Source organism: Polynucleobacter sp. MG-5-Ahmo-C2, assembly GCF_018687735.1.
Taxonomy (GTDB): Bacteria; Pseudomonadota; Gammaproteobacteria; order Burkholderiales; family Burkholderiaceae; genus Polynucleobacter.
The window spans coordinates 1,741,669-1,764,278 of the sequence record NZ_CP061304.1; the positions used below are offsets into that span (position 1 = coordinate 1,741,669).

The 22,610-nt window shown below is 46.9% G+C and carries 24 protein-coding genes and 1 riboswitch; of the genes, 8 read left to right on the plus strand and 16 right to left on the minus strand.

Annotation, left to right across the window (positions count from 1 at the left end):
- Nucleotides 1-14: 14 nt before the first annotated feature.
- Nucleotides 15-641, plus strand: a complete 627-nt coding sequence (locus C2740_RS08915; RefSeq protein WP_215293340.1) for a 5-formyltetrahydrofolate cyclo-ligase — start codon at nt 15-17, stop codon at nt 639-641.
- Here C2740_RS08915 and metF read toward each other — a convergent pair.
- The 3 genes from metF to metK all read right to left on the minus strand — a co-directional run bounded on the left by metF (nt 630) and on the right by metK (nt 4,348).
- Nucleotides 630-1,460, minus strand: a complete 831-nt coding sequence (gene metF / locus C2740_RS08920; protein ID WP_215293341.1) for a methylenetetrahydrofolate reductase [NAD(P)H] — start codon at nt 1,458-1,460, stop codon at nt 630-632. The genes C2740_RS08915 and metF overlap by 12 nt on opposite strands.
- A gap of 34 nt (nt 1,461-1,494) precedes the next feature.
- Entirely contained in the window at nt 1,495-2,940 is a 1,446-nt protein-coding gene (ahcY, locus tag C2740_RS08925; protein ID WP_215294374.1) for an adenosylhomocysteinase, read from the minus strand.
- Nucleotides 2,941-3,001: 61 nt separating this feature from the next.
- A riboswitch (S-adenosyl-L-homocysteine riboswitch) is annotated at nt 3,002-3,114 on the minus strand.
- A gap of 67 nt (nt 3,115-3,181) precedes the next feature.
- A complete protein-coding gene (gene metK / locus C2740_RS08930) occupies nt 3,182-4,348 on the minus strand; it encodes a methionine adenosyltransferase (RefSeq protein ID WP_215293342.1) in 1,167 nt (388 codons plus the stop codon).
- 203 nt (nt 4,349-4,551) lie between these two features.
- Here metK and C2740_RS08935 point away from each other — a divergent pair, with 203 nt between their 5' ends.
- From C2740_RS08935 to dapF, 3 genes are read left to right on the plus strand one after another with little or no spacing between them, the layout of a single operon-like run.
- Nucleotides 4,552-5,412: a lysophospholipid acyltransferase family protein gene (locus tag C2740_RS08935; protein WP_251369640.1), complete on the plus strand. Its 861-nt coding sequence runs from the start codon at nt 4,552-4,554 to the stop codon at nt 5,410-5,412.
- Between the two features lie 15 nt (nt 5,413-5,427).
- Nucleotides 5,428-6,327 carry a lipid A biosynthesis acyltransferase gene (locus C2740_RS08940; RefSeq protein ID WP_215293344.1) on the plus strand — a complete coding sequence of 300 codons (900 nt, stop codon included), beginning with the start codon at nt 5,428-5,430 and terminating at the stop codon, nt 6,325-6,327.
- Nucleotides 6,328-6,337: 10 nt separating this feature from the next.
- Nucleotides 6,338-7,240, plus strand: coding sequence for a diaminopimelate epimerase (gene dapF, locus C2740_RS08945; protein WP_256440742.1), 903 nt, complete (start codon nt 6,338-6,340; stop codon nt 7,238-7,240).
- A gap of 13 nt (nt 7,241-7,253) precedes the next feature.
- Here the strand turns inward: dapF and pyrE are convergent, their stop codons facing one another.
- Nucleotides 7,254-7,922, minus strand: a complete 669-nt coding sequence (pyrE, locus tag C2740_RS08950; RefSeq protein WP_215293345.1) for an orotate phosphoribosyltransferase — start codon at nt 7,920-7,922, stop codon at nt 7,254-7,256.
- Between the two features lie 8 nt (nt 7,923-7,930).
- Here pyrE and C2740_RS08955 point away from each other — a divergent pair, with 8 nt between their 5' ends.
- Nucleotides 7,931-8,713, plus strand: a complete 783-nt coding sequence (locus C2740_RS08955; protein ID WP_215293346.1) for an exodeoxyribonuclease III — start codon at nt 7,931-7,933, stop codon at nt 8,711-8,713.
- 13 nt (nt 8,714-8,726) lie between these two features.
- Here the strand turns inward: C2740_RS08955 and C2740_RS08960 are convergent, their stop codons facing one another.
- From C2740_RS08960 to gatC, 12 genes are all read right to left on the minus strand, one after another.
- Nucleotides 8,727-10,043: an MFS transporter gene (locus C2740_RS08960; RefSeq protein ID WP_371816732.1), complete on the minus strand. Its 1,317-nt coding sequence runs from the start codon at nt 10,041-10,043 to the stop codon at nt 8,727-8,729.
- A gap of 1 nt (nt 10,044) precedes the next feature.
- Nucleotides 10,045-10,638 carry a methionine biosynthesis protein MetW gene (gene metW, locus C2740_RS08965; protein ID WP_215293348.1) on the minus strand — a complete coding sequence of 198 codons (594 nt, stop codon included), beginning with the start codon at nt 10,636-10,638 and terminating at the stop codon, nt 10,045-10,047.
- Nucleotides 10,635-11,774, minus strand: coding sequence for a homoserine O-acetyltransferase (locus tag C2740_RS08970; protein ID WP_215293349.1), 1,140 nt, complete (start codon nt 11,772-11,774; stop codon nt 10,635-10,637). Before C2740_RS08970 ends, metW begins: the two co-directional genes overlap by 4 nt.
- A complete protein-coding gene (gene slmA, locus C2740_RS08975; RefSeq protein ID WP_215293350.1) occupies nt 11,771-12,421 on the minus strand; it encodes a nucleoid occlusion factor SlmA in 651 nt (216 codons plus the stop codon). Before slmA ends, C2740_RS08970 begins: the two co-directional genes overlap by 4 nt.
- Before the next feature lie 7 nt (nt 12,422-12,428).
- Nucleotides 12,429-13,331: an acetylglutamate kinase gene (gene argB, locus C2740_RS08980; protein WP_215293351.1), complete on the minus strand. Its 903-nt coding sequence runs from the start codon at nt 13,329-13,331 to the stop codon at nt 12,429-12,431.
- Nucleotides 13,332-13,343: 12 nt separating this feature from the next.
- Complete coding sequence (gene dksA, locus C2740_RS08985) at nt 13,344-13,721, minus strand: RNA polymerase-binding protein DksA (protein WP_215294376.1); 378 nt, start codon at nt 13,719-13,721, stop codon at nt 13,344-13,346.
- A 223-nt stretch (nt 13,722-13,944) separates the two neighbouring features.
- A complete protein-coding gene (locus C2740_RS08990; RefSeq protein WP_215293352.1) occupies nt 13,945-15,009 on the minus strand; it encodes a GTP-binding protein in 1,065 nt (354 codons plus the stop codon).
- Between the two features lie 69 nt (nt 15,010-15,078).
- Nucleotides 15,079-16,080, minus strand: coding sequence for a tyrosine recombinase XerC (locus tag C2740_RS08995; protein ID WP_215293353.1), 1,002 nt, complete (start codon nt 16,078-16,080; stop codon nt 15,079-15,081).
- Nucleotides 16,061-16,735 carry a DUF484 family protein gene (locus C2740_RS09000; protein ID WP_215293354.1) on the minus strand — a complete coding sequence of 225 codons (675 nt, stop codon included), beginning with the start codon at nt 16,733-16,735 and terminating at the stop codon, nt 16,061-16,063. The genes C2740_RS08995 and C2740_RS09000 overlap by 20 nt, the downstream gene beginning before the upstream one ends.
- A gap of 11 nt (nt 16,736-16,746) precedes the next feature.
- Nucleotides 16,747-18,216: an Asp-tRNA(Asn)/Glu-tRNA(Gln) amidotransferase subunit GatB gene (gene gatB, locus C2740_RS09005; protein WP_215294377.1), complete on the minus strand. Its 1,470-nt coding sequence runs from the start codon at nt 18,214-18,216 to the stop codon at nt 16,747-16,749.
- Nucleotides 18,216-19,733 carry an Asp-tRNA(Asn)/Glu-tRNA(Gln) amidotransferase subunit GatA gene (gene gatA / locus C2740_RS09010; RefSeq protein ID WP_215293355.1) on the minus strand — a complete coding sequence of 506 codons (1,518 nt, stop codon included), beginning with the start codon at nt 19,731-19,733 and terminating at the stop codon, nt 18,216-18,218. Before gatA ends, gatB begins: the two co-directional genes overlap by 1 nt.
- Nucleotides 19,730-20,023 carry an Asp-tRNA(Asn)/Glu-tRNA(Gln) amidotransferase subunit GatC gene (gene gatC, locus C2740_RS09015; protein ID WP_215294378.1) on the minus strand — a complete coding sequence of 98 codons (294 nt, stop codon included), beginning with the start codon at nt 20,021-20,023 and terminating at the stop codon, nt 19,730-19,732. Before gatC ends, gatA begins: the two co-directional genes overlap by 4 nt.
- Before the next feature lie 60 nt (nt 20,024-20,083).
- Between gatC and C2740_RS09020 the strand changes: the two genes are divergently transcribed.
- The 3 genes from C2740_RS09020 to mreD are packed head-to-tail and all read left to right on the plus strand — an operon-like array spanning nt 20,084 to nt 22,608.
- The gene (locus C2740_RS09020; RefSeq protein WP_215293356.1) at nt 20,084-21,127 is read left to right on the plus strand and encodes a rod shape-determining protein; all 1,044 of its coding nucleotides are present in this window, start codon (nt 20,084-20,086) and stop codon (nt 21,125-21,127) included.
- Nucleotides 21,128-21,151: 24 nt separating this feature from the next.
- A complete protein-coding gene (mreC, locus tag C2740_RS09025) occupies nt 21,152-22,087 on the plus strand; it encodes a rod shape-determining protein MreC (protein WP_215293357.1) in 936 nt (311 codons plus the stop codon).
- Entirely contained in the window at nt 22,084-22,608 is a 525-nt protein-coding gene (gene mreD / locus C2740_RS09030; protein WP_215293358.1) for a rod shape-determining protein MreD, read from the plus strand. The genes mreC and mreD overlap by 4 nt, the downstream gene beginning before the upstream one ends.
- Nucleotides 22,609-22,610: the final 2 nt, after the last annotated feature.

Consider the following 22,610-nt stretch of genomic DNA (forward strand, 5'->3'; position numbering starts at 1 on the left):
ATTTTCGCCTGATAATGGACGATATGCACGGTAATTCGCCAAAAACTCTTCGTCAAGATTTGTTAAAGCAACGCAAAGAATTTGCTGCTAGGCAAAACTACACTCCAGTCCAAGATCAACTCATTGCCGGCCTAAATCATTTTTTAGCTCAAGATGGTAATTCCCTCAGGGTAATAGCACTTTATTGGCCTATTCAAGATGAAATTGATTTATTCCCAAGCTTAATTGCCTGGGCAAGTCAAAACTCAGGGCGAAGCCTTGCGCTTCCATATGCTCGGGCCGATAAGCACCTTGAATTCTATCAATGGCAAGTTGGTGATCTATTAATTCCCAGCCAACACGGCGTGCCCGAACCAAGCCCCAATAACTCCTCAAGACCAGCAGTCAATCCTGACTGCATCCTCATTCCCTGCGTAGGTTGGTCAAACTCTATTGAGGATGGCAAACCTCATTACTGGCGACTAGGCTACGGCGGCGGTTACTTTGATCGAACCCTGGTTGAGCTCAGAAAACACAATCCCAAGCTTATCTGCATTGGAATTGGTTTTGATTGGCAAAAGCTAAATGATGAGCAGTGGACGGCTCAAGCACACGATGAGCCTTTAGACATGATGCTTACGGAGTCTGGCTTACTTCGTTAAATCTAAGTTATCAGCAATTGCTAAAACAGCATCCGCTTGATTCAAAGAGTAAAAATGTAATCCTGGCGCACCAGCAGTTAATAGCTGGTCACAGAGATCGGTTACCACCTCTTCTCCAAATGCACGAATAGAAGCAATATCATCGCCATAAGATTGAAGACGCAAACGAATCCAGCGAGGAATCTCGGCACCACAAGCATCTGAGAAACGCAGCAATTGGGTGCTATTTGTAATCGGCATGATGCCCGCAATGATGGGTTGAGCTACGCCTAAGTCATAGGCTTCATCTACAAAACGAAAGTAAGCATCACTATTATAGAAATACTGGGTCACAGCAGAATTGGCGCCCGCCTTCATTTTTTGTACAAAGAAATCGATATCACTTGCAGGAGACTTTGCCTGCGGATGTGTCTCTGGATAAGCAGCCACATCGATATGAAACCAATCACCGGTTTCTGAACGAATAAACTCCACCAGCTCATTGGCATGATGAAATTCTCCATACTGGCCCATGCCAGATGGCAAGTCGCCACGCAAAGCAACAATGCGTTTAACGCCTAAATCTTGATACTGCTTGAGCATCTCACGCACGCTCTCCCGCGAGCTACCAACACAAGATAAGTGAGGAGCAACTACTGCACCAGCAGCGTGAATGTCGCTCACCACTTTTAATGTGCCAGACTGCGTAGAACCGCCGGCACCAAAAGTCACAGAATAAAACGATGGCTTGAGCGTTTCAGAAAAACGCTCTCGCACAAGATGCAGCTTACTCTCACCTTCAGGTGTTTTTGGAGGAAAGAATTCGACGCTTAATTCCATGATTTCGGGCCTAGGTATCTATTAAACAAGTGAATTAATAACGGTAGTGGTCAGCCTTGTATGGGCCTTCCTTCATGACATTAATGTAGGCAGCTTGCTGATCAGACAACACAGTAAGTTCAGCATTTAAAGTCTTGAGCTGCAAACGCGCAACTTTTTCGTCCAAATGCTTAGGCAAGGTATATACGCCAACTGGGTATTTATCTGTACCGACCGCATTCCACAATTCGATTTGCGCAATCACTTGATTAGCAAATGATGAGCTCATCACGTAGGAAGGGTGACCCGTACCGCAACCAAGGTTAACCAAACGACCTTTGGCCAAAATAATGATGCGCTTTTCAGGCTTGCCATTGGCGGCTGGAAAAATCACATGGTCAACTTGTGGCTTGATCTCTTCCCACTTGTATTTTTCAATACCTGCAACGTCGATCTCATTATCAAAGTGACCGATGTTACAAACGATAGCTTGATTCTTCATCTTTGCCATGTGGTCATGGGTAATCACATGATAGTTACCGGTTGCAGATACGAAAATATCTGCCTTATCAGCAGCGTAATCCATCGTTACAACACGATAGCCTTCCATTGCTGCTTGCAATGCACAGATTGGATCTACTTCAGTAACCCAAACTTGAGCAGACAAGGCACGCAATGCCTGAGCTGAGCCTTTGCCCACATCACCGTAACCGCAGACCACCGCAACCTTACCTGCCACCATCACATCCGTAGCTCTCTTGATCGCATCAACTAAAGATTCACGGCAACCATAGAGGTTATCGAACTTGCTCTTGGTAACAGAATCATTCACGTTAATCGCTGGGAACTTCAATTCCCCTTTAGCAAACATCTGATACAAACGATGAACACCCGTAGTGGTTTCTTCTGTAACGCCTTTTACTTTTTCTAAACGTATGGAATACCACGTTGGGTCTTGTGCTAATTTTTTCTTGATAGCTGCGAATAAAATAGTTTCTTCCTCGCTCGTTGGATGATTCAAGCAAGCTTGATCTTTTTCAGCGCGCGCACCAAGGTGTAGCAATAAAGTAGCATCGCCACCGTCATCCAAAATCATATTGGTATAACCGCCATCCGCCCATTCAAAAATACGGTGGGTAAAGTCCCAGTACTGCTCAAGCGTTTCGCCTTTGATAGCAAATACTGGTGTGCCATTTGCAGCAATAGCTGCAGCAGCGTGATCCTGTGTTGAGAAAATATTGCATGAGGCCCATTGCACTTCTGCACCAAGTGCCTCAAGGGTTTCAATCAACACTGCCGTTTGAATGGTCATGTGTAATGAGCCCGTAATACGAGCGCCGCGTAATGGTTGTTGTGTGGCAAATTCATCACGAATAGCAATGAGTCCAGGCATCTCAGTTTCAGCAATCGCAATTTCTTTGCGGCCAAAGTCGGCCAAAGAAATGTCAGCAATTGCGCAGCGAGTTGCAACAAAGTTATTTAAATCAGCAACGGTATTCATGAATGCTCCAGCTAAATAAGATCCAATGCTGGAGTAGAAACTCGCTAGCCATTGAATCATGGGTTAGCGAGCGCAGTTGCAATTAGCAAACTCCGGGGGTAGCCTCAGAATCCACTCCCTTCAAGCCTGGGGAAATGCTGGGTCTCAGCATTCCTTGCAACGCTCCTTGAAGGTATGGCGTAATTGTAAACAATTACGCCATATTTCGCCTTAATACATCTACAAACTGCTTTTTTCCTTCTTACAAGCCTGCGGCTGCACGTAATGCCGCTGCTTTGTCTGTTTGCTCCCAAGTAAATTCTGGCTCTTCACGACCGAAGTGGCCATAAGCAGCAGTCTTACGATAAATAGGACGCAAGAGATTGAGCATTTTCACAATCCCTTTTGGACGCAAGTCAAAGTGCTCAGATACCAATTGCGCAATCTTTTCATCAGAGAGCTTGCCAGTACCGAACGTGCTCACCATTACCGAAGTTGGTTTGGCAACGCCAATCGCGTAAGAAATCTGAATTAAGCACTTGCTTGCCAAACCAGCGGCAACCACGTTTTTCGCTACATAACGACCAGCATATGCAGCAGAGCGGTCAACCTTAGAGGGATCTTTGCCAGAGAATGCGCCGCCACCGTGAGGAGCTGCACCACCGTAGGTATCCACAATAATTTTGCGTCCAGTTAAGCCGCAATCGCCCTGCGGGCCACCGATAACAAAACGGCCCGTTGGATTTACCAGAAAATTTATTGCGCCTTTGATTAAATGCTGAGGCAATACTGGTTTGATAATTTCTTCGATGACGGCTTCACGCAATTTGTCGAGAGAAATCTCTTCATCATGCTGAGTAGATAGCACAACGGTATCAATGGAGTCGGGCTTGCCATCTACATAACGTAAAGTCACTTGTGACTTCGCATCAGGACGCAACCAGTTCAAGCGGCCGTCACGACGCAATTGTGATTGGCGCTCCACTAAACGATGTGACAAATGAATTGGTAAAGGCATGAGCTCTGAAGTCTCGTCACAGGCGTAACCAAACATTAAGCCTTGGTCGCCAGCGCCTTGATCTAGGCCATCATCATGCGCCTTATCAACACCCTGAGCAATATCAGGGCTTTGCTTATCGTAAGCAACCAATACCGCACAACCTTTGTAATCAATACCGTAAGCAGTGTTGTCGTAACCAATTTCGCGCAAGGTATTGCGCGCAACCTGAATATAATCAACGTTAGCGTTAGTAGTTATTTCACCAGCAAGCACCACTAAGCCGGTATTACACAAAGTTTCTGCCGCAACGCGTGCTGTTGGATCTTGAGCCAAGATGGCATCTAAGATTGCATCAGAAATTTGGTCTGCTACTTTATCGGGATGACCTTCAGAGACTGACTCTGAGGTGAAGAAGTAATCATTTGCCATTGCATATTCCTTTAAAAATTAACACGATCTTTGGGACAACTCGACGTGCCAGGAACCACAACGGCGACGCTTTAGCAGAATTTATGAATCGCCCTGCAAGTTGTCTTAACTCAGCGATAAGTGCCATTCTATCCGAAAAGGGCTTGTCCCATCAAGGCGAACTTAAATTTGGCCCTGATCGCCGCATTGAATATCATTGGGGGGTGCGAAAACCTCTTCTTAAGCTCAGCCTCACTATCATTGCCGCGCTTCCTCTTGCTTTAGTGCAAGTGATTGGGGCCTGTATGGGCCTAGTGGCTTATGTTGGCTCACAACAATACCGATCGCTCTTTCGCCCGCAATATGAAGCTGTAGTTAGCGCTCACAAACTACCCTTCAAACTATGGAGGGCTGTAAGGGCCTCTGGAATGCTGTTCTCAGACAGCTTGTGGATTTGGCGCAACCCTCAGAAAGCACTGAAATTGGTTGAGGTGCATAACTGGGATGTGGTGGAGGTAGCCATAAACGAGGGTCATGGCTTAGTGATGTTGACTCCCCACCTTGGCGGCTTTGAAATCATCCCGCGTGTATTGGCACAACATTTCCCTGCAACGATTTTGTATAGGCCATCACGTCAAGATTGGCTCAATGAAGTGGTTGAAGAAGGTCGCGCCTATCCCAATATGCACTTTGTTCCCACCAATCTCCATGGCGTTCGACAAATGACTAGAGCACTCAACCGTGGTGAGGCGATTGGGATTCTTCCAGATCAAGTGCCCAGTGGTGGCGAAGGCGTGTGGGTACCATTTTTTGGGCGCCCCGCTTACACCACTCCACTACCTGCGCGCTTAGCCAACCGCAACAATACCCCGGTCGTGATGTTTACCGCGAAACGTAAAGGCATTGGTGAAGGCTGGGTAATGCAAGCCACTCGGCTAGCGCCCTTATCTGAAGATGCCAATATCGCAGCCGCCGAACTCAATGTCGCCATTGAAAATGCTGTTCTTGTTGCTCCCGAACAATTTATTTGGTCTTACAACCGCTATAAGCATCCAGCCGGTGCAGAATTGCCGCCTAGAAATTAGTTATAAACTTTTGAAATGACCTGGTTACACAACCTCTTCAATTTCCTGGCGCTTAATTTCTTGCGCCTCTTTGCTTTCCTCCCATACACCATTACCGTCCATGTTGGCTATGGCCTCGGCTGGCTTGCAGCCCATATACCTAATGGCCGTACGGATGTCGTCAGAACCAATCTACGGCTATGTTTTCCTCATCTGAGCGAGGAAGAAATCGATGTATTGGCTACTGAACACTGGAAATTACTCGGTCGGAGCGTTTTAGAGAGAAGCCGCATTTGGCTTGGTAGCGGCAAGCAAATTACTGACATTGTCTCCATCGACTCTGCAATTACCTTGGGTGATCGCAAGCCGCGCTTACTGATCAATCCACACTTCGTAGGCCTTGAGGGCGGCTTTATGGCTCTGTCTGTTTTAGCCAGCCAACACAACTGGCCGCGCGGCGCAGGCCTTTATCAAAATATGAAGAATCCTTTTTTTAATCAAAAGATGATTGAATGGAGGAATCGCTTTGGTGGCAAGTCCATCGAGAGGCAAAGCCGCCTTCGCGACCTCATTCGTGAAATTCAAACCGGCAACTTTATCTTTATTGCTCCCGATATTGATTTGGGTCCACGTGACTCTGTTTTTGTGCCTTTCTTTGGCGTTCAAACCAATACCATTACATCGGTTTCTCGCTTGGCCAAATTAAGTGGCGCAGAAGTCTGCTTGATGACCACCACATTAAATCAAGATCGTAAAGCCTACACCTGCCATATTAGCGAGCCGCTGCCAAACTTTCCGAGTGATGATGTCGAAAAAGATACGGCTCGTTTAAATCACTACATTGAAGAGCTTGTCCGAGAAAGACCGGCAGAGTACTATTGGGTACATAAACGCTTTAAACATCGGCCGCCTGGTGAGCCGAGCCTTTACGATTAACGAGATACTCTTGAGCACATCTTCAAACAATTCTGGACGCAAAATTCGCTTCACCAAAATGCATGGGGCTGGCAATGATTTTATTGTGCTCAACGGCATTGATCAAGAGCTGGGCTTTATTACACGCGAGCAATGGCAAGCATTAGCGCATCGTCAATTTGGCATTGGCGCAGATCAAATTCTGATTGTTGAAAAAGCTACTCGTCCAGATGCAGATTTTCGCTACCGGATTTTTAATGCCGATGGTGGCGAAGTGGAGCAGTGCGGTAATGGTTCACGTTGCTTCGTACGCTTTGTATTGGATCAAGGTCTATCGAGCAAAAATCCATTGCGTGTCGAGGTTGCACATACCGTCCTTACCCTAAAGTCTCATCCTGATGGTCAGGTAGAAGTTGATATGGGTGCGCCTATTTTTGAGCACAGTCAAATTCCGTTTAATGCAAGCGGTCTAGCAAGCATGCAAGAGTTTCAGGAGGTCCTTTATGCACTTCCTTTAGATCACCCCGCTATGCACGATAGCTTTGTTGGCGTGCTTTCGATGGGTAATCCGCATGCCGTTCAAGTGGTTGCCGATCTTAAGAGCGCACCTGTACTTGAAGAGGGCCCAGAAATTGAAAAATATTCGGCCTTTCCAAAAAAAGTAAACGCCGGCTATATGCAAGTCATGAATCGGAATGAAATCCAGTTACGCGTATACGAGCGTGGCGCAGGAGAGACTTTGGCCTGTGGCACTGGTGCTTGTGCGGCGGTAGTTTCCGGGATTCGCCGAGGTCTACTAGACTCTCCAGTAAAAGTGCATACCCGTGGTGGCGATCTACAAATTGCTTGGGGTGGAATTGCAAACAATATTATTCAGTCGGTCATCATGACGGGTCCAGCAGTGACTGTTTTTGAAGGCGAAGCTGAAATCTAAATAGAAATTTTTTTTAAATTCCGTATTTATCTCGATAGGTTTTTACCGCAGGCAAATAATTGCTTAGCTCAGTATCGCTAGATGCCGTTAAGAAGGACATCAAATCGGCTAAGTTGGCGATCGCAATCACTGGCAGGCCAAATTCTTGTTCAACCGCTTGCACTGCCGACTTTTCACCAATCTCAACTGCATTGCCCGACCGCTCCATGCGATCTAATGCTATCAAAACCGCCGCTGGCTCAGCCCCTGCACCACGAATGAGTTCAACAGATTCTCGTACTGAAGTTCCTGCAGAAATCACGTCATCAATAATCACCACTTTGCCTTTGACGGGAGCGCCAACCAGTGACCCGCCTTCGCCATGATCTTTGGCCTCTTTGCGGTTATAAGCATAGGGAACATTTAAACCTCCATCAGCCAAAGCAATAGCCGTTGCAGCCGCCAATGTGATGCCCTTATATGCGGGGCCATAAAGCATGTCGAAGGAAACCTTAGACTCTTGCAAGGCTTTAGCGTAGTAACGACCCAAAGCACTCAAACGTGCGCCGTCATTAAATCCACCCGCATTAAAGAAATAAGGCGAGAGTCTTCCCGCTTTAGTTTTAAACTCCCCGAAGGACAAAACCTTTGCCTCCAAGGCAAAATGAATAAAGTTATCTTGATTTGAATTATTTGAGCTCATAGGTCTATATGTTACGCATCATTTCCGCGAACCTCAACGGTATCCGTTCTGCAGTCAAAAAAGGCTTTCTACCCTGGGCTATCAAACAAAATGCAGACTTTATCTGCATGCAAGAGCTCAAGGCCCAACGCGATGATTTAGAAGACGCCATTCTCAACCCCAATGGGATGCAAGGCTATTTTCACCATGCTGAGAAAAAAGGCTACAGCGGCTGCGGCATCTATACGCCACATAAGCCAGATGATGTCTTGTATGGTTATGGCAATGCGGAATTTGACTCTGAAGGGCGCTATGTCGAAGCGCGCTTTAAAGGGCTTTCAGTCATTTCGGTCTACATGCCCTCAGGCTCGAGCTCGCCCGAGCGCCAAGAGGCCAAATATCGTTATCTCGATAGCTTCTTACCCCACCTTATCAAGCTTAAAAAGTCAGGGCGTGAAATTATCCTCTGTGGTGATGTCAATATCGCCCACCATGAAATTGACCTGAAGAACTGGAAGGGCAACCTCAAAAACTCTGGATTCCTGCCAGAAGAGCGTGCATGGCTTACCAATCTTTTTGACAAAGTTGGTTACGTAGATGTGTATCGCAAACTCGAGCCTGAAGCTGGAGAGTCTTGTTACACCTGGTGGAGCAATAGAGGTCAGGCCTATGCCAAGAATGTCGGGTGGCGCATTGACTATCACATCAGTACACCAGGCATTGCTGATACAGCTCAGAAAACTTTCGTCTACAAGGATGAGCGTTTCTCTGATCATGCACCACTAGTAGTGGACTACGACTGGAATCTGTAACTTAAAAACTGTCTTAATCTTTTTTGATCTGAATGATCTTGAAATGAATGGTTGCCCAAATCAGCAGTAAAACTGGCGCACCAATAATCGCGGTACCACAGAAAAATGCTTGATAGCCAAAGTGATCAACAAAGACTCCAGAGAAGCCTGCTAACCACTTGGGCAGAAGTAACATCATCGAACTAAACAAAGCATATTGAGTTGCGGAATACCGAATGTTGGTAAGCGCAGATAGAAAGGCAATGAATGCCGCACTGGCAATGCCGGAACTTAAATTATCAGCGGAGATTACCCAAATCAAACCGTGTAAATCATGGCCCTGAGTGGCCAGCCAAGCAAACAGCAAATTGCTGGCTGCCGATAACACTGCCCCTAAAAACAAAATACGCAAGACACCAAAACGAAGTGTCAGAACGCCGCCAACAAAAGCACCAATCAAAGTCATCACAACACCGAATACCTTGCTCACTGCGGCCACTTCATCTTTGGTGTAACCCATATCGACATAAAAGGGGTTTGCCATAATACCCATCACCACATCACTAATTCGGTAAACGGCGATTAAAGACAAAATCAAAACCGCATGCCAACGATAGCGCGTGAGAAATTCAGCAAAGGGCTCGATCAAGGTTTGGTGTAGCCATGCTTTAGCATTACGAGCCTTAGGCAAATCAATTTTCACCGGCTCTTTACTTAATAAAGTAGTAATCACACCCACGCTGATTGATGCAGCCATGCATAAATATGCAAACTGCCAGGCGCCAGCATCATAGCCACCGCCTGTCTCTGCCCTTGCGGCTAACCACAATACTCCTGCTCCAGACCATATCAAGGCTAGGCGATAGCCCGTTTGATAGGTAGCCGCTAAAGCTGCCTGATGATCGCTATTGGCTGATTCAATTCGAAATGCATCCAATGCAATATCTTGCGTAGCTGAACCAAATGCCACTAATAGTGCGCACCAAACAACAGGGTTCAGAGCAAGCTTAGGATCAAGAGTAGACATTCCCACTAGACCCAAAATAATGAGTGCTTGCGCAAATATTAACCAACTACGGCGACGACCTAATAACTTTGTTAAAAGCGGAATTTGTAAACGATCAACTAGCGGAGCCCACATCCACTTGAATGCATAAATTAAACCCACCCAGGTCAAATAGCCAATAGTACTGCGATCAACACCGGCCTCGCGCAACCAAAAGCTTAAAGTTCCCAGTATGAGCAGGAGAGGTAGCCCAGCAGAGAAGCCAAGAAACAGCATTCGTAGACATGGCCATTCGAGATACACCCGACAATCAGCAAGCCACGACTGAACCGCCTTCTGCACGATTCTATGCGCTGCGCACGCGGAAGAGCGCCAAACTTCCAAAAAAATTAGGCATCAAGGTCACTTGTTTACCATCATGCAAGATACATTGATCAATTACCTGGAGGCCAAGGCTGGAAGCCAGCTTCTCAAAATCATCCACAGTGAGTACGCGCACATTAGGTGTGTTGTACCACTGATAAGGCAAGCTCTTTGATACCGGCATCCGACCCAGCCCTACCGCCAAACGGTGCGACCAGTGACCAAAGTTTGGAAAGGACACAATTGATTCTTTACCAACACGCACAACTTCACGCAAAATCTTTTCAGTCTGATGAATCGTTTGCAATGTTTGCGAGAGCACAACCATATCAAAACTATTGTCTTCAAAAAGCGCCAGGCCGCCTTCTAAATCTTGCTGAATAACATTCAAACCTTTTTGTACGCAAGAAAGTACGCGCGCATCATCGATCTCTACACCATAGCTGTGAACAGGTTTTTGTTTTTGCAAGAACTCCAAGAAACTGCCGTCGCCACAGCCTAGATCAAGCACCTGGCTGTTAGGGGAAATCCATTTGGCAATGGCTGCAAAGTCTGTACGCTTATTCATGGCGCTCATGATTGAGCCTCCAACATTTGCGCAAAATAGGCTCTTACTAAATTGTGATAACGCTCATCGTCTAACAAGAATGCATCATGTCCATGAGGAGCATCGATCTCTGCATAACTGACTTCGCTCTTATTGCTCAGCAAAGACTGCACAATTTCACGGCTACGATTCGGTGGGAAACGCCAATCCGTTGAGAAGCTCACGACCAAGAACTTAGCTTGCACCTCTGCCAAAGCGCGGTTTAGACTGCCGTCATAGCGACGCGATGGATCAAAGTAATCTAGGGCGCGAGTGATCAACAGATAAGTATTAGCATCAAAGTAAGTAGAAAACTTATCACCTTGGTGGCGTAGATAACTTTCTACCTCAAACTCCACATCAAAGCTAAAGCGATAGTCATTCGATTCGCCATTAGGGCGCTGTAACTCACGCCCAAATTTTTCAGCCATGTCATCATCAGATAAATAGGTAATGTGACCAACCATACGAGCAAGGCGCAAGCCACGTTTTGGTACTACGCCATGTTCGTAATAATTGCCCCCATGAAAATCGGGGTCTGACAAAATGGCATTACGCGCCACTTCATTAAACGCAATATTCTGTGCACTCAACTTTGGAGTAGATGCAATCACCACACAGTGATCTAAGCGCTTCGGAAACTGAATAGCCCAGGCCATTGCCTGCATGCCGCCTAAGCTACCGCCCATGACTGCAGCAAACTTTCGAATACCCAACTTATCTGCAAGGCGAGCCTGGGTATTCACCCAATCTTCAACAGTTACCACTGGGAAGTCGGCACCATAAGGCTTGCCAGTTTCTGGATTGGTACTCATTGGTCCAGTAGAACCAAAGCAAGAGCCCAAATTATTTACACCAATGACAAAGAAATGATTTGTATCTACAGGCTTACCTGGACCAATCATATTGTCCCACCAGCCAATATCCTCTGAATCATCAGGATCAGGGCCTGCTACATGATGCGATGCATTCAGTGCATGGCAAATTAGGACAGCATTCGTTTTTTCGGCATTGAGCTTGCCATAAGTTTCGATCACTAAATTGTAGCCAGGTAACATGGCGCCACTCTGCAAAGGCAGGGGCTCGGCAAAATGGATGGTATTTCTAGAGAGGTATAGTTCGCTCATTCTGAGAGGAGTATGCGCAAACTAATATCAGATGCTTCAGTTGGCAACTTCTTAAAACCGCTGCGGGCAAATCGATGCCAACGACCCAAAACAAAACTCATCAACATGGCAGCGCGAATACTGACTTCTTCTTGGCCAACTTGAGCCCATGCGCCGCCCTGGGATTGCGCAATCCGCAATGCCTGCTTCAGAGAGGCTTCAACACGATCTAAAACCTGGGTAATGCGCTCTTGCAAACGATCGTCCTCTTGCAACAAAGCATCGCCCAAAAGAACACGGGTCATGCCAGGATTTTTCTCGGCGAAGAACAACAGCATTTGCAAAATTCCACGGGCTTGCGCAAGGCCAGATTCTTCTTTTTGATTAATCTGATTAATCAAGCCAAAAACAGTTTGCTCAATAAAAGAAATTAGCCCCTCAAACATTTGCGCCTTACTAGCGAAATGACGGTAGAGCGCAGCTTCAGAAACTTGAATCTTGGCAGCCAAAGCCGCCGTTGTCACACGCTCGCCTTTGGGGTTTTGCAACATCTCCGCAAGCACTTGCAAAATCTGCAAGCGACGTTCGCCAGGGCGTGGACGCTTACGCGCCTTGCCAGCGTCAGCACTGCTGTTGTCGATATCTGCCGGCTCTAAAGGTTCGCGCACGATTTAGTTACCTTGAGCGAATCATCGTACCGAATGCTTGCTCGGTCAGAATTTCTAGCAATAAGGAGTGTTCAATGCGGCCATCAATGATGTGCACTGAATTCACTCCACTCTTTGCTGCATCTAATGCAGAAGAAATCTTTGGCAACATACCACCAGAAATAGTGCCATCAGCAAACAAGGCATCGATTTCCCTTGCGGTTAAATCAGTGAGTAGCTGTCCATCTTTATCCATAACCCCAGGGATATTGGTCATCATGACCAATTTCTCAGCATGCAGAATTTCAGCCATCTTGCCAGCTACCAAATCTGCATTGATGTTGTAGGCTTGACCTTCTTCGCTAAAGCCAATCGGGGAGATCACCGGAATAAAGGCGTCGTCTTGCAAGGCTTTGACAACGGCTGGATTAATAGCTTCAATTTCACCAACAAAACCGATGTCAACCATTTTGCCTGGCTCTTTCTCGCTAGGAATCATCATCTTCTTGGCATGAATGAGTCCCCCATCCTTACCAGTCAAGCCAACTGCCTGACCGCCAAAGTGGTTGATGAGCATGACAATATCTTGCTGGACTTCACCGCCAAGAACCCACTCCACCACTTCCATGGTTTCATCATCGGTAACGCGCATACCCTGAATAAAGGTTCCGGTCTTGCCGATCTTTTTCAAAGCCTCATCAATTTGTGGTCCGCCACCATGAACAACAACAGGATTCATGCCAACCAATTTCAATAAGATCACGTCGCGCGCAAAACTTTCTTTAAGGCGCTCCTCAACCATCGCATTTCCGCCGTACTTAATAACAATAGTCTTACCGTGATAAGCGCGGATATAAGGTAAAGCTTCAGCAAGAATCTCCGCCTTTAATAAAGGAGAGATATCACTAAGAGTAGGCAAATGCTTGGTCATCGCAAAGAAAATCTATTCGCCAAATAATTTTTGGCGGAGTTCGCGACGCTCTTGAGCCTCAAGAGATAAATTGGCTGTAGGCCTTGCAATTAAACGGTTCAAGCCGATTGGCTCACCAGTTTCTTCACACCAACCATAGTCACCAGACTCAATGCGCGCCAAAGCTTGCTCAACCTTCTTAAGCAACTTACGCTCACGATCACGCGTGCGCAATTCCAATGCGTGCTCTTCTTCAATCGTTGCACGATCAGCCGGATCGGGAACCAAAATATTTTCACGAAGGTGTTCTGTGGTCTCCGAAGCATTCTTCAAAATGTCTTCTTTAAGGGTTAGCAATTTTTGACGGAAAAAATCTAACTGTGCTGCATTCATGTAGTCCTTGTCAGACATTTTGAGCAATTCAGCTTCAGTTAATGGCGCACCTTTTACAGTCTTAGTGCTCGCAGCCTTGCTACTAGCTTTAGCAGCAGTTGCTGGTTTTGTTACTGTTTTTACCGTCATCTCATTCTTTCCTGGATTTGAAGCATTATTGCCTCATTCTGCCAAACTTTTATTACCCTTTAACCAATATTTGCCAATATTGACCGTGGCGGCGGATTGTACCCGAAACTTTCTACGCCAAACATCCCTCAAGCCCTGCCAGCAGGGTGTCCTTAGGCAAATCAATCCCTATGAAGACCATGCGGGTTTGCTTGGGTTCGGAGCCCCATGGACCGGCTAAATCGCTACCCATCATCTGGTGAACCCCCTGGAACACGACTTTTCGGTTGCTGCCCTTCACATAGAGCACCCCTTTGTAGCGCAACATCTTCTCGCCAAAGACCTCTAGGATGCCCCCCAGAAAGTCTTCCAACTTTTGATGATCAAAGGGTTTATCACTACGAAAAACGAAAGATTGAATGCGGTCTGTGTGCCCTGCATGACCGTGATGCTGGTGGTCATGGCTATGGTCGTGCCCACAGGTACTATGGTCATGATCCTGACTGTGGTCGTGCCCACAATGCTCATGATCGTGATCATCCTGCTCCAAAAAATGTGGGTCAATATCTAGCTTGGCATTCAGATTGAAGCCCTTAAGGTCTAAAACCGCATGAAGAGGCACTACACCCTTTGAAATGCCAGCAATAGGCGCCCTAGGGTTCATATGCATCAGGCGGTTACGCAGAGCATCAACTTCAGCTGGCGTTACAAGATCAGTCTTAGTAATAAAAATCTGATCGGCAAAACCTACCTGACGTTGCGCCTCCTCATGCTCAGTTAGCTGATGTGGGCCATGTTTGGCATCCACGAGGGTAACAACAGCATCTAAGACGTAATGGTCGGCAACATCGTCATCCATGAAAAAGGTCTGCGCCACTGGGCCAGGGTTAGCGACACCAGTCGTTTCAATCACAACACGATCAAAACTAATTTTCTTATCTTTGCGCTGCTCCCAAAGCGCATTCAAAGCCTCAACGAGATCGCCACGAATCGTGCAGCAAATGCAACCATTGCTCATTTGGACGATGTTTTCTTCGTGATCTTGAACCAAAATATCGTTATCAATATTCTCCTCGCCAAACTCGTTCTCAATCACAGCAATTTTTTTGCCGTGGTCTTCGATGAGGATGTGTTTGAGCAAAGTGGTTTTGCCGCTTCCTAAGAAGCCAGTCAAAATAGTTACCGGGATTAATGCCATGAATGATCCAATCAAAATCTAGAAGTAATACATTTCCCAAGCGAGAAACCCACTATCTTACCCAGTTCCTTAATCTTTACCAGCCTTTGCGCGGGGATGTGCTTTATCGTATGCCTGGGCGAGGTGCTGAAAATCTAATGACGTATAAATCTGGGTACTAGCAATACTGGCGTGCCCCAACATTTCTTGTACAGCCCGTAAATCTTGGGAAGATTGCAAGACATGGCTAGCAAAGGTGTGTCGCATCATGTGGGGATGTACATGGGTGGGCAAGCCAGCACGCATTGCTAAATTACGTAGACGGGCCTGAACTGTACGCGGTGATAAACGCTTTCCGGTTGCCGACAGAAAAAGTGCATTGGATTGCTCGGTAAAGCTACTCACATTCCGAATTTGCCGCCACGCATTGAGCGAGTGCATTGCAGGACCCCCAACCGGTACCGAGCGTCTCTTGCCACCCTTACCCAAGACAGTGACTTCGGCAGCATCCCAATCCAACCAACCTGCAGATTCATGTTGGCGATCTTTGCTTTGCATCACATCAATACCCAATAGTTCTGAAAGACGTAAACCTGAGGAGTAGAGCAAATCAATAATCGCTGCATCCCGAGTGGATTCCAAATCTTTTTTCTCTTGCGCCTCTCTGACAGCCTGGTTGACTAGGGCCAGCGCTTGCTCAACCGATAGGGCTTTAGGTAGGGACTTTAAGCGTTTAGGGGCCTTCACATCATCAACTGGATTGGCCACTAAATTACTGGCCACCTTACCAGCATGCGCATCTCGCCTGGCATCTTTCTCTGTTAACCAGTTGTACCAACCACGCCATGCCGAAAGTGCTCTGGCAATACTTCTAGATGACTTGCCTTTGGAATGCAAACGACCAGCCCAACGACGAACATGGCCATTACTAACCTTTAGTAACTCAATAGAGTCTTCAAGAGCAAAATTTTGTAGATCGCTTAGATCCATGACGTACGCTTTGAGCGTATGTGGTGAGAGTTGACGCAACACATGTAGCTCGTGCAAATACTCTTGCACGAGGGGATGAAGATCAGCCGCCTGGAATGTCATAAGCCTGGATACGATCCAAAGCTGCGGCAGTTAGTTCTGCAATCTGACGCAAATAGAAAGCGCCCATATCTGCTGTGAAACGGGTTTCGTCTTTGCTGGCCAATAACAGTACTGCAGGCGATTGATTTGCGCCAATACTCTTACCCAGTGGCAAACCGATGGCTACCATGCTTTGCCACTCTGGATCAATGGTGGTTTGACACGCCAGCAAATCTACACTCGCCGCCGCAAGCTCTTTAGCTGAACCGCAAAGCGGTGTATCAATCCAAGGGCCAAATGCAGAATTAGGCGATAACAATTGCGCCGATTCAACTTCAAATACCTCAGCCAACCCAGAAATGATCGCAGTCTCAACGTCGGACTTATTGTTAGCCTTCATTAAACGTAGTAGCCAAGCAACTAAGCTCTGCTGGGTTTTATCGTTACGGCTACCAAAGTGCAACATCTCACTCAAACGACGATTGAGTTCTTGATTTTGAGTGCGCAACACGGTCATCTGCCGTTCTTGCAATGAGATCGTACGATCTTCATGTGGATGCTTAATGCGAATCTCATTAAAGAGGTCTGCGTAGCGATCAAAGAAGCCGGGGGTTGCCTTCAACCACTCGGCAACCAACTCTTCTTGCTCGACCTGTTTTGGATCTATTGCACTCATCAATGTCTTTCTTAACTTAGTTTTTTACGCAAGAGTTCATTTACCTGAGTAGGGTTCGCCTTGCCTTGCGATGCCTTCATAATCTGACCAACAAGTGCATTGAACGCCCTCTCTTTGCCAGAGCGGAACTCTTCGACTGACTTTTGATTGGTTGCAATCACTTGATCAATGATGGCCTCAATAGCTCCACCATCACTAATCTGTTTGAGGCCCTTAGCATCAATCACTTGATCAACAGTGCTTATTGCCTTGCCAGCAACAGCCTCGTCCCACAAAATTGCAAAGATATCCTTAGCGATCTTATTAGAGATAGTGCCGTCTGACACACGGGTGAGTAATGGGGCTAGATGCTCAGCCTTCAGTGGCGCATCAGCAGTTGCAATCCCCGCACGATTTAGGGAAGAGGCAAATTCACCAGCAATGAAGTTTGCAGCGGCTTTGGCTAAAGGCTTACCCACAATCGTCAATAGCTCCACAAATACTTTTGCAGTATCGCGATCTTGTGTCAGTAATTGGGTGTCATAAGCGCTCAAACCATAGTCTGCTTGCCATTGCTCGCGAAGCTGCGCAGGAAGCGCTGGCATCTTGCTGCGCACTTCTGCAATCCACGCATCATCAATCATGACCGGCAGTAAATCAGGGTCTGGGAAATAGCGATAATCGTTAGCATCCTCCTTGCTGCGCATACTACGTGTTTCACCACGATCAGGATCGTATAAACGAGTCTCCTGAACAACTGTCCCGCCATCTTCGATCAACTCAATCTGGCGACGCACTTCGTATTCGATTGCCTCTTCCAAGAAGCGGAAAGAATTCAAATTCTTAATCTCGCAACGCGTACCAAATTCTTTTTGCCCCATTGGACGTACAGAAACGTTGGCATCACACCGGAAGGAGCCTTCCTGCATATTGCCGTCACATACCCCTAACCACACTACTAGGCTATGCAGAGCTTTTGCATAGGCAACTGCCTCTGCAGCGCTACGCATGACAGGCTCTGTAACGATTTCTAAAAGTGGGGTGCCAGCACGATTCAAGTCAATGCCGCTGGAGGGCTCGCCATGAGGCCCAAGAAAACCCTCTTCATGAACAGATTTACCTGCATCTTCTTCCATATGGGCGCGCGTTAATTCAACAATCTTTATTTCGTCATCAACCAAGATTTCAAGATGGCCGCCCACCACCACCGGAATTTCCATCTGGCTAATTTGATATCCCTTGGGTAGGTCTGGATAGAAGTAATTTTTACGCGCAAAGATACTTGCTGGTGAAATCTTTGCCCCTACTGCCAATCCAAAACAAATCGCGTGCTCAACGGCCTGGCGATTAAGCACGGGCAACACTCCTGGCAAAGCTAAATCCACTGCGCATGCTTGTGTGTTCGGCTCTGCGCCAAAGCGCGTACTAGCACCACTAAATATTTTTGAGTTGGTTTTTAGTTGAGCGTGGGTCTCAAGACCAATAACGACTTCCCATTGCATCATGCCACCCCACTAGCTTGTCGCAAATGCCAATCGGTGGCTTGTTGATATTGATGCGCCACTTGTAACAGGCGCGCCTCAGAAAAGTAATTACCAATCAGCTGCATACCGATTGGTAAATTATTTACATTAAATCCGCAAGGCGCACTCATTGCTGGTAGTCCCGCTAAATTAGTTGAGAGCGTATAAATATCTTCTAAATACATTTGCACTGGATCTTTTGACTTTTCGCCTAAGCGCCAAGCTACATCAGGTGCAACGGGCCCTAGAATCACATCACACTCTTTAAATGCTGCCTGAAAATCAGCTGCAATAATGCGACGAATTTTTTGTGCCTGCAGGTAGTAAGCATCATAGTAGCCGTGGCACAGCACATAAGTGCCAATCAAGATACGGCGCTTGACTTCCGCACCAAAGCCTTCGGTACGAGACTTCTGATACATATCACCAAGATCTTTGTATTCACTGGCACGATGGCCATAGCGCACACCATCAAAACGGCTCAAGTTACTCGACGCTTCTGCTGGCGCTAATACGTAATAGACTGGTATAGATAATTTTGTTTTAGGCAAGCTAACTTCAACTAATTTTGCACCCAAGCCTTCTAGAGCCTTCGCAGCTTCATTGACAGACTTCGCAACATCGCTTGCTAAGCCTTCGGCGAAAAATTCTTTTGGCAAACCAATCCGCAACCCTTCTAACGGTTTCGCAGAATTTGTGCTGCTCTCTTGCCAACTTTGATTGAGATAACGACCATAGTCTTCACCTGAATCCGCGAGGGATGTCGAGTCGCGTTGATCATGCGATGACATTGCAGATAGCACCAGAGCACAATCCTCGGCAGATTTGCCCATAGGGCCAGCCTGATCCAAAGAGGAGGCGTAGGCAATCATGCCGTAACGAGATACGCGCCCATAACTAGGCTTAATGCCCGTAAGACCACAAAATGCTGCTGGTTGACGGATGGAGCCGCCAGTATCGGTGCCGGTAGCAATCGGCGCTAAGCCAGCTGCAACGGCAGCAGCAGAGCCGCCCGAAGATCCACCAGCAACATGGGCTGCATTCCAAGGATTTAATACAGGGCCATAGGCGGAGTTTTCGTTCGAAGAACCCATGGCAAATTCATCCATATTGGTCTTGCCAAGGCAAACCATGCCAGCACCATGGGGATTGCTTTCATCAGGGATGCCAAGATTAGCAACCACCGTAGCATCAAAGGGGCTTTGATAGTCAGCCAGGATTTTGGAGGCAGCAGTCGTGTTCCAACCGCGAGTTACAAAGACATCTTTGTGCGCTATTGGAATGCCAGTCAACTTGCCACCTTTGCCAGATGAAATTAACTTATCTGCCTTATATGCTTGTTCTAAACTTAAGTGAGCATTCACATCTAAATATGCATTCCACTGCTTTCCAGCCTGAATACGGTCTAAAAAGTACTGGGTTAATTCGGCACTAGAAATCTCTTTAGCGGCCAGAGCTTTTGCCATGAGCACGATGGGGGTGTTGTGCCAACTCATTCAATCACCCTCGGAACTAGGAAGTAGCCATCCTGCTGGGCCGGGGCTGACTTCATATTCTCCGCACGGCAATCAGGCTCACTTACTTGATCCTCCCGCATTGGTTGTGCCAAGTCACGCAAAAAGAGGATGGGGTGGGCAAGGGGCTCCAGCCCGGTGGTATCGACAGCCTGCATTTCCTCTACCAGCGAAAAAATAGCCTGCAACTGAGGTAAAACTGCCTCAGCTTCTGCCTGATTTAACTCAAGCCTAGAAAGGTGCGCAATGCGCTGGACATCATCAAGATTCATGGGGCGTAGAGTATCATTCCGATATATTTTCATTAATAACTTCTATTTTCCCACTACATCATGTTTAGTTTTTTTCGAAGCTACTTTTCCAATGACCTAGCCATAGACCTAGGAACGGCCAACACCTTAATTTATATGCGTGATCGGGGTATTGTCCTCGATGAGCCTTCGGTAGTAGCGATTCGCCAAGAAGGTGGACCAAATGGCAAAAAAACTATTTTGGCAGTCGGAAAAGAAGCAAAAGCGATGCTGGGTCGCGTTCCGGGGAATATTGAAGCAATTCGTCCCATGAAAGACGGCGTTATTGCCGACTTCACCATTACCGAGCAAATGCTCAAGCAATTCATCAAGCTTGTGCACGAAAGCAAATTATTAAGGCCAAGTCCACGCATCATCATTTGCGTTCCTTGTGGATCTACCCAAGTTGAGCGTCGTGCAATTCGCGAATCTGCATTAGGCGCCGGCGCTTCACAAGTATTTTTAATTGAAGAGCCTATGGCTGCTGCAATTGGTTCTGGCCTACCTGTTTCAGAAGCTGCAGGCTCAATGGTTGTTGATATCGGCGGCGGCACAACTGAAGTTGGTGTGATGTCATTAGGCGGCATGGTTTACAAAGGCTCTGTTCGCGTTGGCGGAGATAAATTTGATGAAGCCATTACCAATTACATTCGTCGCAATTATGGAATGTTGATTGGTGAGCAAACTGCTGAATTGATTAAGAAAACAATTGGCTCCGCTTTCCCTGGAGCAGAATTGCGCGAGATGGAAGTTAAGGGACGCAATCTTTCTGAAGGTGTACCGCGCAGCTTCACAGTAACGAGCAATGAGATTCTTGAAGCGCTAACTGATCCGTTAAATCAAATCGTGACCGCAGTTAAAGCAGCGCTTGAACAAATTCCACCTGAGCTAGCGTCTGATATTGCTGAGCGGGGCATGATGCTTACTGGTGGTGGCGCCCTATTGCGCGACCTTGACCGCCTCTTGCTAGAAGAAACTGGCTTACCAATTCACATACCGGAAGATCCTTTAACTTGCGTTGCTCGTGGTTGCGGTATTGCTCTTGAGCGCATGGATAAGTTAGGCGGAGTGTTCTCGCACGAGTAGGCGACATACACGTCGATCAGGGCATTGCAACATAGCGCTCCTCCACTTTTTAGACAGGGCATTCCAGCCTTACTTAAACTGATTGTCTGTCTATCGGTCGGCATTGCTTTGATGCTGATCGACTTTCGCTTTAAAGCACTCGATCCCATCCGCAATCATGCGAATTGGGTATTGCGTCCACTTGAATACATCATGATGGCCCCACGTAATGCTTATGAGGTAACTTCAGAATATTTCACCACTCGCTCAACGCTTGAACAAGAGAATCAGACAATGAAAGTTCGCCAAGCCGAACTTTCATTGCTGGCGAATCAATCCGAATTCTTGCTGATTGAGAATCAAAATTTACGCGAGCTGATGTCCCTGCAAAAACAAGTTTCATTCGAAACCTTGCCTGTTGAAATTCTGTTTAATCCACCCAATCCCATTTCACAGCGCATTGTGATTAATCGCGGCAGCAATGATGGTTTAAAGCTAGGCAACCCAATTGCTAATGACGCCGGCATACTCGGGCAGGTAGTTCGGCTATATGAGCGTTCAGCCGAAGTATCGCTATTGGAAGACCGTGACTTTGCAGTTCCGGTACAAGTTGCCCGAAATGGACTTAGAGCAGCCGTTTTTGGTGCTGGCCGGGGCAATCCATTGGAGTTGCGCTACTTACCTGTTGCTAGCGATTTAGAGGTTGGTGATATCTTACTCACCTCTGGTATTGATGGCGTTTACCCACCAGGTTTTGCAGTAGCGGTTATTAGCAAAATTGAGCGTAACGCTGACAAAAACTCCTCTAACGTATTTTGCATGCCAGTGGCAGCAGTCAATCGTTATCGTCAAGCACTAGCCTTTTTATACGACCCGCAATTTGATGCTAAGGCCCCAATAGTTAGCAATAAACCCTCATCAGGTACGCCCTTAACCAATAATCCAGGTCGTCGTCAAACTCGGGCGCGAGGAATGCAATGATTGATATTCAAAGCGGTTATATCCTTCGCCCAGTAAGCCCGGTGTTTATTTATTTCAGCTTGTTTTGTGCGCTATTGCTCAATTTTTTGCCGCTTGGAAACTTCGGCTGGGTGCCAGATTGGCTAATCATCTGCATCATATTTTGGAATATTCATCAGCACCGCTATGTCAGCGTATTCTCGGCATTCTTCTTGGGCTTGATGATGGATGTACACAATTCCGATTTATTAGGATTGCACGCCTTTAGTTATTCACTAGTCGCTTACATCGCCATTTCTTGGCATCGACGCATTATTACGCTCCCTCTATTATCACAAGCTCTGCATCTTCTACCGATATTCCTGCTGGTTTCATTGTTTCCCGTATTGGTGCACTGGCTACTGAGCGGGGAGTTATATTGGTGGGCCTTAACGGGCGCTATTCAAGCCATCGTCGAAGCACTACTTTGGCCACTAGCAACTCACGTCTTATTGGCGCCCCAGCGAAGACCGATTGATGTTGATCATAATCGGCCACTCTAAGA

Coding starts and splice junctions, on each gene's coding strand:
- C2740_RS08990 (WP_215293352.1), bottom strand. CDS start 15,009: ATGGCATTAATCCCGGTAACTATTTTGACTGGCTTCTTAGGAAGCGGC.
- metW (WP_215293348.1), bottom strand. CDS start 10,638: ATGAGCGCCATGAATAAGCGTACAGACTTTGCAGCCATTGCCAAATGG.
- C2740_RS09000 (WP_215293354.1), bottom strand. CDS start 16,735: ATGAGTGCAATAGATCCAAAACAGGTCGAGCAAGAAGAGTTGGTTGCC.
- gatA (WP_215293355.1), bottom strand. CDS start 19,733: ATGAGTTGGCACAACACCCCCATCGTGCTCATGGCAAAAGCTCTGGCC.
- gatB (WP_215294377.1), bottom strand. CDS start 18,216: ATGCAATGGGAAGTCGTTATTGGTCTTGAGACCCACGCTCAACTAAAA.
- C2740_RS08995 (WP_215293353.1), bottom strand. CDS start 16,080: ATGACATTCCAGGCGGCTGATCTTCATCCCCTCGTGCAAGAGTATTTG.
- C2740_RS08915 (WP_215293340.1), top strand. CDS start 15: ATGGACGATATGCACGGTAATTCGCCAAAAACTCTTCGTCAAGATTTG.
- dksA (WP_215294376.1), bottom strand. CDS start 13,721: ATGTCTGACAAGGACTACATGAATGCAGCACAGTTAGATTTTTTCCGT.
- metF (WP_215293341.1), bottom strand. CDS start 1,460: ATGGAATTAAGCGTCGAATTCTTTCCTCCAAAAACACCTGAAGGTGAG.
- C2740_RS08970 (WP_215293349.1), bottom strand. CDS start 11,774: ATGAGCGAACTATACCTCTCTAGAAATACCATCCATTTTGCCGAGCCC.
- argB (WP_215293351.1), bottom strand. CDS start 13,331: ATGACCAAGCATTTGCCTACTCTTAGTGATATCTCTCCTTTATTAAAG.
- C2740_RS08955 (WP_215293346.1), top strand. CDS start 7,931: ATGTTACGCATCATTTCCGCGAACCTCAACGGTATCCGTTCTGCAGTC.
- mreD (WP_215293358.1), top strand. CDS start 22,084: ATGATTGATATTCAAAGCGGTTATATCCTTCGCCCAGTAAGCCCGGTG.
- pyrE (WP_215293345.1), bottom strand. CDS start 7,922: ATGAGCTCAAATAATTCAAATCAAGATAACTTTATTCATTTTGCCTTG.
- gatC (WP_215294378.1), bottom strand. CDS start 20,023: ATGAATCTTGATGATGTCCAGCGCATTGCGCACCTTTCTAGGCTTGAG.
- metK (WP_215293342.1), bottom strand. CDS start 4,348: ATGGCAAATGATTACTTCTTCACCTCAGAGTCAGTCTCTGAAGGTCAT.
- C2740_RS08940 (WP_215293344.1), top strand. CDS start 5,428: ATGACCTGGTTACACAACCTCTTCAATTTCCTGGCGCTTAATTTCTTG.
- C2740_RS09020 (WP_215293356.1), top strand. CDS start 20,084: ATGTTTAGTTTTTTTCGAAGCTACTTTTCCAATGACCTAGCCATAGAC.
- ahcY (WP_215294374.1), bottom strand. CDS start 2,940: ATGAATACCGTTGCTGATTTAAATAACTTTGTTGCAACTCGCTGCGCA.